Here is a 9,599-nt window from a genome sequence, read left to right as displayed (position 1 = left end):
ACATTTGATCCAGGCTGCCCACAAAGGGTGTGATCACTGAAAACCCACTGTGGGAGCGAGCCTGCTCGCGAAGGGGCCGGGACAGGCACAAGGGGTCTCCAGTCTGCAGAAACAACAAGACCCGCATCAATGCGGGCCTTGTGTTGAACCGGTGTGGATTTAGAAGCGGAACACTTCCATATCCGTACGAATCGGTGCAGCCATCGGAATCTTCGGCTGCTTTTCCGCTTCCGCCGCAGGCGCCACAGGCTTGGCTGCCGGCTTTTTAGGAGCTTCGGCGATGGGCGGTTGATTGGCCAGCGGCTTGAGCGCCACCGACAGCTGTTCGGCGAGTTTCTGCAACAGCACACCCTGAGCCTGAACCTGAGCGGCCGTGGTGCCGGCGTGTTGTTCCTGCAGATGAATGATGCGGTTGTCGCGCACCTGACCACGGCGGTCGATCAGGCGCCATTGCGCATCGAGGATCGCCGGTTGTTTTTCACCCGAATCCAGACGAGTGATGGTCAGCAGCACTTGAACATCCGGTGTGAAGCCAACGGTTGCCGGCGCCAACACCACGCGCTGGCTGTCCAGGTGACCGGCGACCTGACGCAGCAACAGCTGATCGATGTCCGAAGACAGGCTACCGGCCCAACGACCGTCGACCGAGGCTTGCAGGCTGCCATCTGGCTGGCGTTGCAACAGGGTTTCGCGCTGAAGGTAGTCAGCAACGGTTACCGGGCCCAACAATACTGCCATGCCCGCGCTTTGCGCAGGCTGAACCGGACTTCCGCTGTCCAGTTGATACAGCGACACCGGCTGGTGAACGCTGCAACCCGCCAGGCCAAGAACGCCAGCGAGCATCAAAATAAAAGGAAGGCGCAGAGCAGTCATCGTCCCATCCAGGTGATCGCCACAAGGCTGATCACAGTGAAAATACTCAATAAATATGAAGAACGCTCGGCCACGCCGGCGCTTGAAAGGCCATATCATCCGTGAATATGCGTTCCGACTCCAGCGCGAAAGCGTCGATCTACGCGTTAAATCGTGGACCGACGCCTCTAGGACGCTTAATTGAGGTTTTCGACGAGCAGCGCATCTACCCGCTGGAAGCCACGTGGCAACTTGTTACCACGACGCCCACGCTCACCCTTGTAGTGCTCAAGGTCGTCCGCTTTCAGTGACAAGGTACGTTTTCCGGCCTGAAGCACCAAGGTGGCGCCATCCGGTATGACGGCGATGTCCGTGACATATTCTTCGCGACTGGCCACTCGCTCACCGGAAATCCCGATGATCTTGTTGCCTTTGCCCTTACCTAATTGTGGCAGATCGCTGATCTTGAAGATCAGCAAGCGACCTTCGGTGGTCACCGAAGCCAGCCAGTTCTGTTCACGATCGGCCACCGGACGCGGCAGGATCACCTTGGCATTGTTCGGCAGGCTCAACAGCGCCTTGCCCGCCTTATTCTTGGCCTGCAGGTCTTCACCCTTGACCACGAAACCGTAACCGGCGTCGGACGCGATGACGTACAACGCATCATCTTCCGGCATCAGCACGCATTCGAAGCTCGCCCCCGGCGGTGGCGTCAGACGACCGGTCAGCGGTTCGCCCTGGCCACGGGCCGATGGCAGCGTATGCGCCGCCACCGAATAACTGCGACCGGTGGAGTCGATGAACACCGCAAACTGGTTGGAGCGCCCGGCCGCCAAGGCCTTGAAGCCATCCCCCGCCTTGTAGGAAAGCCCCGTGGCATCGATCTCATGGCCCTTGGCGGAGCGAACCCAGCCTTTTTCGGACAGCACAACGGTGACCTTCTCGTTGGGCAGCAGATCGTGCTCGGTCAGGGCCTTGGCTTCAGCGCGCTCGACGATTGGCGAGCGACGGTCGTCGCCGTAGGTTTCGGCGTCCTTGATCAACTCGGTGCGCACCAGCTTCTTCAGCTTGGATTCACTGCTGAGCAAGGCCTGTAGCTTGGCTTGTTCCTTGAGCAGTTCGTCTTGCTCGGCACGCAGCTTCATCTCTTCCAGGCGTGCCAACTGACGCAACCGAGTGTCGAGGATGTAATCGGCCTGGATTTCGCTCAGGGCGAAGCGCTCGATCAGCTTGGCCCGCGGGTGCTCCTCGGTGCGGATGATGTGAATCACTTCATCCAGGTTGAGATAGGCAATCAGCAAACCGTCCAACAGGTGCAGGCGGCGCTCAACTTTATCGAGGCGGAATTGCAGGCGGCGACGCACGGTCTGTACGCGGTATTCCAGCCACTCGACCAGCAAGGCCCGCAGGTTTTTCAGTTGCGGCTTGCCGTCCAGGCCGATGATGTTGACGTTGACCCGGTAGCTCGACTCCAGCTCCGTGCTGGCGAACAGGTGTTGCATCAGCGCATCGTGGTCAAAGTTCTTGCGTGCACCCGGAATGATCACGATCCGGCACGGGTTTTCGTGGTCCGATTCGTCACGCAGGTCCGCGATTTGCGGGGCCTTGGACGGTTTGGCCTGCATCATCGCGGCGATCTGTTCCAGCACCTTGGCGCCGGAGACCTGATGCGGCAGCGCGGTGACAATGATGTCGCCGTCTTCGATGTGATACACGGCGCGCATGCGCACCGAACCGCGACCGGTTTCGTAGATTTTCAGCAAATCGGCGCGCGGCGTGATGATTTCCGCTTCGGTCGGGTAGTCCGGCCCCTGGATGTGCTCGCAGAGCTGTTCGACCGTGGCCTTGGGCTCATCGAGCAAACGCACGCAGGCGCTGGCGACTTCGCGCAGGTTGTGCGGCGGTACGTCGGTGGCCATGCCCACGGCGATGCCGGTAGTGCCATTGAGCAGGATGTTCGGCAGGCGTGCCGGCAACACCAGCGGCTCGTCGAGCGTGCCGTCGAAATTCGGCCCCCAGTCCGCGGTGCCCTGGCCCAGCTCGCTGAGCAGCACTTCGGAGTAACGCGACAGCCGCGCCTCGGTGTATCGCATGGCAGCGAAGGACTTGGGATCGTCCGGTGCACCCCAGTTGCCCTGGCCATCCACCAGCGTGTAGCGGTAGCTGAACGGCTGGGCCATCAGCACCATGGCTTCGTAGCACGCCGAGTCGCCGTGGGGATGGAATTTACCGAGCACGTCACCGACGGTACGCGCCGATTTCTTGTGCTTGGAGTCGGCATCCAGCCCCAACTCGCTCATGGCGTAAATGATGCGCCGCTGTACGGGCTTCAGGCCGTCGCCGATATGCGGCAAGGCACGGTCCATGATCACGTACATGGAGTAGTTGAGGTAGGCATTTTCGGTGAAGTCAGCCAGCGATCGGCGTTCTACGCCATCTAAGCTGTCTGCAAGGATGTCGCTCATGCGGGCCTCATCGGTTCGTTGTCTGGCGCAGCAGCATGGTGCCACCGCGCTGGGTAAATTCAAGTTTGTTCAGCGCGCTCATACCGAGCAGCACCTGATCGCCATGCAGGCCCGGCGCCACCAGTGCGCGGACGTCCCGCAACACGATGTCGCCCAGTTGCAGGCGTTCGATACGGGTGCGATAGCCCTGGCTCAGGCCATTGGCCGTGCTCAGGGTCACACCGAAACCTTCTTCGAGCTTCAAGCGCTTGGCCAGCTCTGCCGGAATCGCTACATCGGTCGCCCCGGTGTCGAGCATGAAGTCCACCGGCTGACCGTTGATCTGGCCGCTGGCGACAAAATGCCCTTGGGCATTGCCGAGCAGTTTCACTTCGACAAAGCCGTCGCCCTGCTGCGAGCTGATCACAGCGTTGGGATTTTGCTGCCGCTGCTCCCATTGGCCAAAGAAACGCGTCGCCAGAAACAGCGCTGCGCACCAGGCCAGCACCATCAATACCCGTCCGGCACGTTTTCCTGGCGTTTGCTGACTCACGGCTTGGCGCTCCAGCCACCGTCAGGTGCGGCAAAGCGCCAGACGATCGGACGGACCTCGCCATCGGCGCGGGCTCCGGTGTTGTTGTCGATACCAATCCAGGCGCCCTCGGCGTCCACGACCAACGCTTCCGCCAGGCCATAGTCCTGCGGATAACGGCGATTTTCCTGCAAAGCCTCGTCGGCATACGACCAGCAGCGCTCGACCTTCGCTGTCACCGCGTCACGGCGACAAATCTCGAACACGTTGCGCTCAAGGGTAAAGAGCTTGCCGTTGAACAACGACAGATCGGCAAAATCCCGGGGCATTGCCCGGGCTCGGGGAAACTGTGCAGGTTGCATTTCTTTTCCGGCCTCGCTCAGCAGCACACAGCCGCCATCGCAGTCCCAGACGCTTTGCTTGCGCTTGATCAGCAGCAACCCGCGACTGTCACGTTCGGCGGCCAACCACAGCTGGTCACCTTCAGGATTGATCGCCAGGCCTTCGAACAGCGCATTGAAGCGCAACAGCATGCCACTGGCCCGCGCTTCGCGAACCATGAGCGGCGAAATCTTCAACCAGGACGTCGGCCCCGTTGGCGGAACTTGCAGCACGGCCCCGTGGGATTCGCTGACCACGTAACGGTTACCCGCACTGTCGCAGGTGATGCCTTCGAAATCCAGGTCACCACCGCGCACGAACGACGCCACCCAGGCACGAGAACGCAAGCCCCAGGGCAAACCGCTGTCGGGCACCGGAGGAATGCCGATGCCGACCGCTTCAGCTTGCCAGACGTTGCCACCGGTTTGGAGACGGTAGATCTGGTCATCGTCACGGTCGGACACCGTCCACAACTCGTTGCCGCACTGGGCCAGCCCGGACAGGTTGCCGCCGCGCATGCCTTCGATGGCATGCTCGGACAACAGGCGCAGTTGCGGTGTCGGCTCGGCAGACACCGTGATCGAGGTCAGCAGCAACGCACACGCCAGGGCAAAGCCCAGACGCATCAGCCCAGAACCTCGGCCAGGTTGCCCTTGGACTCCAGCCAGGTCTTGCGGTCGCCGGCGCGTTTTTTCGCCAGCAGCATGTCCATGATTTCCGAGGTCGCCTCGAAATCATCCAGCGTCAGTTGCACCAACCGCCGGGTGTTCGGGTCCATGGTGGTTTCACGCAACTGCGGCGGATTCATTTCACCCAGGCCTTTGAATCGGGTGACCTGTGGCTTGCCGCGTTTCTTCTCGGCCACCAGGCGATCGAGAATCCCGTCGCGCTCGGCTTCGTCCAGGGCGTAATAGATCTCCTTGCCCAGGTCGATGCGGTACAGCGGCGGCATTGCGACATACACGTGACCGGCATCAACCAGTGCACGGAAATGCTGGACGAACAAGGCACAGAGCAAGGTGGCAATGTGCAGACCGTCGGAGTCGGCGTCGGCAAGGATGCAGATCTTGCCGTAGCGCAGTTGGCTCATGTCCGCCGCGCCCGGATCGACGCCGATGGCCACGGCAATGTTGTGCACTTCCTGGCTGGCCAGCACTTCGCTGCCGTCGACTTCCCAGGTGTTGAGGATCTTGCCGCGCAACGGCAGGATCGCCTGGAACTCTTTATCCCGCGCTTGCTTGGCCGAACCACCGGCGGAATCACCTTCCACCAGGAACAGTTCGGAACGCATCGGGTCCTGCCCGGCGCAATCGGCGAGCTTGCCCGGCAACGCCGGCCCTTGGGTGATGCGCTTGCGCTCGACTTTCTTGCTGGCCTTCAGACGACGACCGGCGTTGTTGATCGCCAGTTCGGCCAGCAGCAGGCCGGTTTCCGGGTGGGCGTTGAGCCACAGGCTGAAGGCGTCCTTGACCACACCGGAAACGAACGCCGCCGCCTCGCGGGACGATAGACGTTCCTTGGTCTGGCCGGAGAATTGCGGTTCCTGCATCTTCATCGACAGCACGAAAGCGACGCGCTCCCAGACGTCTTCCGGCGCCAGCTTCACACCGCGCGGCAACAAGCTGCGGAATTCGCAGAACTCGCGCATGGCGTCGAGCAGACCCTGACGCAGACCGTTGACATGGGTGCCGCCCTGGGCGGTCGGGATCAGGTTGACGTAGCTTTCCTGCACCGCGTCGCCACCTTCCGGCAGCCACAGCAAGGCCCAGTCCACCGCTTCCTTGTTACCGGCCAGGCTGCCGCAGAACGGTTCGTCCGGCAGGCGTTCGAACTCGCTGACTGCGTCCACCAGGTAGGAGCGCAGGCCGTCTTCGTAATGCCACTCGACCTTCTCGCCGGTGCCTTTGTCTTCGAAGCTGACCAACAGGCCAGGGCACAACACAGCCTTGGCCTTGAGCACGTGCTTGAGGCGGCTGATGGAAAACTTCGGTGAGTCGAAGTATTTCGGATCCGGGGCGAAGAACACGCTGGTGCCGGTGTTGCGCTTGCCGACGGTGCCGACGATTTCCAGTTCGCTGGCCTTGAAGCCATCGGCGAAGGTCATCTGGTACTCGTTGCCGTCACGCTTTACGCGCACCCGGACTTCGGTCGACAAGGCGTTGACCACCGAGATACCCACCCCGTGCAGACCGCCGGAGAACTGGTAGTTCTTGTTGGAAAACTTGCCGCCCGCGTGAAGTTTGGTGAGGATCAGTTCGACGCCCGACACGCCTTCTTCCGGGTGAATATCCACTGGCATGCCACGGCCGTCATCGCTGACTTCCAGCGAGTGATCGGCGTGCAGGATGACCTGTACCGATTTGGCATGTCCGGCCAGGGCTTCGTCGACACTGTTGTCGATGACTTCCTGGGCGAGGTGGTTCGGCCGGCTGGTGTCGGTGTACATGCCGGGGCGTTTACGCACCGGGTCGAGGCCCGAGAGGACTTCGATGGCGTCGGCGTTATAAGAGCTAGCGCTGGGAGTGGCCATGGGGTCTCGTCGTCCTTCAGTGAAAAGCTGTTCAGTAAAAAAGGTTCAGTACAAAAAGGGCACTGTCGCCGTGAAATCAGAGTGCGGTGAAATCAATCGCCTGATACACATCTGCGCCAATGCCGGCAAAACTCAGCATCGCCGGCAGCTGTGCGGCAAATCCCTGGAAACCATGGTCGCCGCCGGCCTGGATACGCAAGGCGCAGGCCCGGTAATACTGCTGGGCGAGGCGATAGTCCAGCGTTTCGTCCCCGGTCTGCAACCACACCTGATAGCGATGCGGATCCTGCGGCGCCGGCACTTCCAGCTCGGCCAGGGCCGTCACATGGTCGTGGGTCAGTTCCCAGGCCTCATCGGTATACAGGTTTTTCTGGGTTCCCAGAAATCCGTCGAACATCCGGTGCGGACTGACGGCAGGGTTGATCAACAAGGCTTTCAGGCCATGGCGCTCGGCCAGGTGAGTCGCATAGTAGCCGCCGAGCGAGCTGCCGACCAGCAATGGCCGACCGAGCTCGGCAATCGCCTGCTCCAGTTGGCCGATGGCCTTGCGGGGATGGTGATGCAGGGCGGGTACGCGCAGATGATCGCTCAAGCCCAGTCGCTCCATCACTTCGCTCAACTGAGTGGCCTTTTTTGAGGCAGGCGCGCTGTTGAAACCGTGGATATATAGGATCGAGCCGGACATTTGGACTCCCTGTGCGTCGGGTAAAGAAGGAGGGAGTTTACAGGGTGCCGGGGGAATCGGGGATACATGCGCAATTCGAGCCGCACCATTCGCGAGCAGGCTCGCTCCCACACAGGTTCTACGTCGTTCACAAATCCCTGTGGGAGCGAGCCTGCTCGCGAAGGCCGCGACTCGGTCTTTCAGTAGCCGTTAGAACCATAATCCACCGTGAAATCGAACCCGACGACCCGCTCCACCCCGGTTTCCAGCCGCCCGTCCGGCAACAACCGCAGCCAGCGATACCCCGGCGCCTGCTCGCCGACCTTGAAATCCTCGCTGCCCGGTTCGAACTGGATGCAGGTCGACGGCGAAGCGATCAGACGCACGTCGTTACGCAATTGATCGATTTCCTGATGCACATGCCCCCACAACACCGCGCGCACCTGTGGAAAACGATCCAGCACCGCAAACAACGCTTCGGGATTGCGCAGCCCTATCGGCTCCATCCAGGCACAACCGATCGAAACCGGATGGTGATGGAAACACACCAGATGATGTCGCTGCGGCGCTTCACTCAACGAGCGGGCCAGCAACTGCAATTGTTCGTCCTGCAAATAGCCCGGCACCGAGCCCGGCACCGCCGAATCGAGCAGCGTGACCCGCCAATTTCCGATATCCACTACCGGTTCCAGCAAAGCGCTTTGCACTGCGGCCTCAGCCATGATCCGCGGCTCGTCGTGATTACCGGGAATCCAGCGCGACGGTGCATCGAGCTGTCGGGTCAAGTCGCGAAACTGCTGATAGGACTCCAGCCTGCCGTCCTGGGACAGATCCCCGGTAGCCAGGATCAGATCGATGCGGGGTTGCTGCGCGCGCACCAGCTCGATGACCTTTTGCAGGCTATCGCGGGTGTTCATGCCCAGCAACGTACCGTCCGCCTCGGCAAACAGATGGCTGTCGGAAAGTTGCACCAGCAACGCCGGATCGGCGGTGGTCAATGTGGATACGCTCGGCAAGGCGTTCTCCCAGGGCATGATCACGGGAATGAAGGAATGGCGCAATTATGCTGGGGGAAGATCGAAAAGGGGAATCCGTGAACCTGACGCAGTTCACAAGAACGTTAACGGACGACTTCGTACTCATGCCCCAACGCCAGGCAATGGCTCAGCCACTCGCCCAGAAACATGTTCAACTGGGCCTTCTCGTCGGGCTGGTGCATCGAGGCGTTCGGGTAAGGATAGATGCCGCGAAAGCGTCGCGCGTGCTCGGCGCTGACCACTTCGGCCATGCAGGCGTCGTGGTAGACCTGAACTTCCAGCTGTGGCACAGGCAGCCATGGCAAACTGTGTTCCTGGCGAACTTGCAGGGTAGTGGTGTACGGGCAAACTTGCAGCACTTCCAGCGCCAGCACGCCGAGCATCTGGTCGCCATGGGTCACGGCAATGCGCCGCGCCGCCGGCTCGCTGCGCATGTCCGGCAGCAATCGCATCAGGCGCGCGTAGTTCGCCTCGCAGGATGCTTGCAGCCCCACCAGATCCACCCGATAGCGATCGCGCAGCTTGTTTACGACCATAACCCCCTCACTTCAACGCGATTCAAAGCCAGCCACTGCAAGGCAATGATGCTGGCCGCGTTGGCAATACGTCCGTCGCGTACGGCTTGCAGGGCATCTTCAAAGGCCCACACCGTTACGCGGATATCTTCTGCTTCTTCCTCCAGCCCATGCAGCCCGCCGACCCCGTTACTGTCGCAGCGCCCCAGGTACAAATGCACGAACTCGTTGCTGCCGCCCGGCGATGGAAAATACTTGGTCATCGGCCACAGCGCCCCGATCACAAGCCCAGCTTCCTCCTGCGCTTCGCGGTGAGCAACTTCTTCCGGTTGTTCATCCTTGTCGATCAGACCGGCGACCAGTTCGATCAGCCATGGGTTGGCGGTCTTGCCCATGGCGCCGACGCGAAACTGCTCGATCAGCACCACTTCGTCGCGCTGTGGATCGTAAGGCAGCATGCACACGGCATCGTGACGGACAAACAATTCACGATGGATTTCACGACTCATGCCGCCGGCGAACAATTCGTGACGCAAGTGCACGCGATCGAGCTTGTAGAAGCCCTCGAAGCACTTTTCGCGCCGAACGATATCGACGGCGGTCGGAATGGCGTTGGCAAAATCAGTCATGACAATCCTCTTGTT

General features: G+C 61.0%; 9 protein-coding genes. All 9 read right to left on the bottom strand.

Going from position 1 to position 9,599, the window contains the following annotated elements; translation table 11 throughout:
- Window positions 1–159: 159 nt before the first annotated feature.
- Entirely contained in the window at window positions 160–873 is a 714-nt protein-coding gene (locus tag ACW9HW_RS03660) for a PqiC family protein (protein WP_095192151.1), read from the bottom strand.
- Between the two features lie 176 nt (window positions 874–1,049).
- Window positions 1,050–3,317, bottom strand: coding sequence for a DNA topoisomerase IV subunit A (parC, locus tag ACW9HW_RS03655; protein ID WP_457398434.1), 2,268 nt, complete (start codon window positions 3,315–3,317; stop codon window positions 1,050–1,052).
- A 7-nt stretch (window positions 3,318–3,324) separates the two neighbouring features.
- Window positions 3,325–3,849, bottom strand: a complete 525-nt coding sequence (locus ACW9HW_RS03650) for a retropepsin-like aspartic protease family protein (RefSeq protein WP_095192153.1) — start codon at window positions 3,847–3,849, stop codon at window positions 3,325–3,327.
- Entirely contained in the window at window positions 3,846–4,835 is a 990-nt protein-coding gene (locus ACW9HW_RS03645; RefSeq protein WP_095192154.1) for an esterase-like activity of phytase family protein, read from the bottom strand. The genes ACW9HW_RS03650 and ACW9HW_RS03645 overlap by 4 nt, the downstream gene beginning before the upstream one ends.
- Complete coding sequence (gene parE, locus ACW9HW_RS03640; RefSeq protein WP_095192155.1) at window positions 4,835–6,739, bottom strand: DNA topoisomerase IV subunit B; 1,905 nt, start codon at window positions 6,737–6,739, stop codon at window positions 4,835–4,837. Before parE ends, ACW9HW_RS03645 begins: the two co-directional genes overlap by 1 nt.
- 76 nt (window positions 6,740–6,815) lie before the next feature.
- The gene (locus ACW9HW_RS03635; RefSeq protein WP_095192156.1) at window positions 6,816–7,424 is read right to left on the bottom strand and encodes a YqiA/YcfP family alpha/beta fold hydrolase; all 609 of its coding nucleotides are present in this window, start codon (window positions 7,422–7,424) and stop codon (window positions 6,816–6,818) included.
- A 179-nt stretch (window positions 7,425–7,603) separates the two neighbouring features.
- Window positions 7,604–8,419 (bottom strand): 3',5'-cyclic-AMP phosphodiesterase, encoded by an 816-nt coding sequence (gene cpdA, locus ACW9HW_RS03630; protein WP_457398430.1) that lies wholly within the window; start codon window positions 8,417–8,419, stop codon window positions 7,604–7,606.
- Between the two features lie 104 nt (window positions 8,420–8,523).
- The gene (locus ACW9HW_RS03625; RefSeq protein ID WP_008063540.1) at window positions 8,524–8,976 is read right to left on the bottom strand and encodes a DUF1249 domain-containing protein; all 453 of its coding nucleotides are present in this window, start codon (window positions 8,974–8,976) and stop codon (window positions 8,524–8,526) included.
- On the bottom strand, window positions 8,967–9,584 hold the full coding sequence (locus ACW9HW_RS03620; RefSeq protein ID WP_095192158.1) for an NUDIX domain-containing protein: 618 nt from the start codon (window positions 9,582–9,584) through the stop codon (window positions 8,967–8,969). The genes ACW9HW_RS03625 and ACW9HW_RS03620 overlap by 10 nt, the downstream gene beginning before the upstream one ends.
- Between the last annotated feature and the right edge of the window lie 15 nt (window positions 9,585–9,599).

Source organism: Pseudomonas sp. SDO5532_S415 (genome assembly GCF_054071155.1).
Note: the sequence above shows the minus strand (reverse complement) of the source record. Positions and strands in the feature narration are given on the sequence as shown.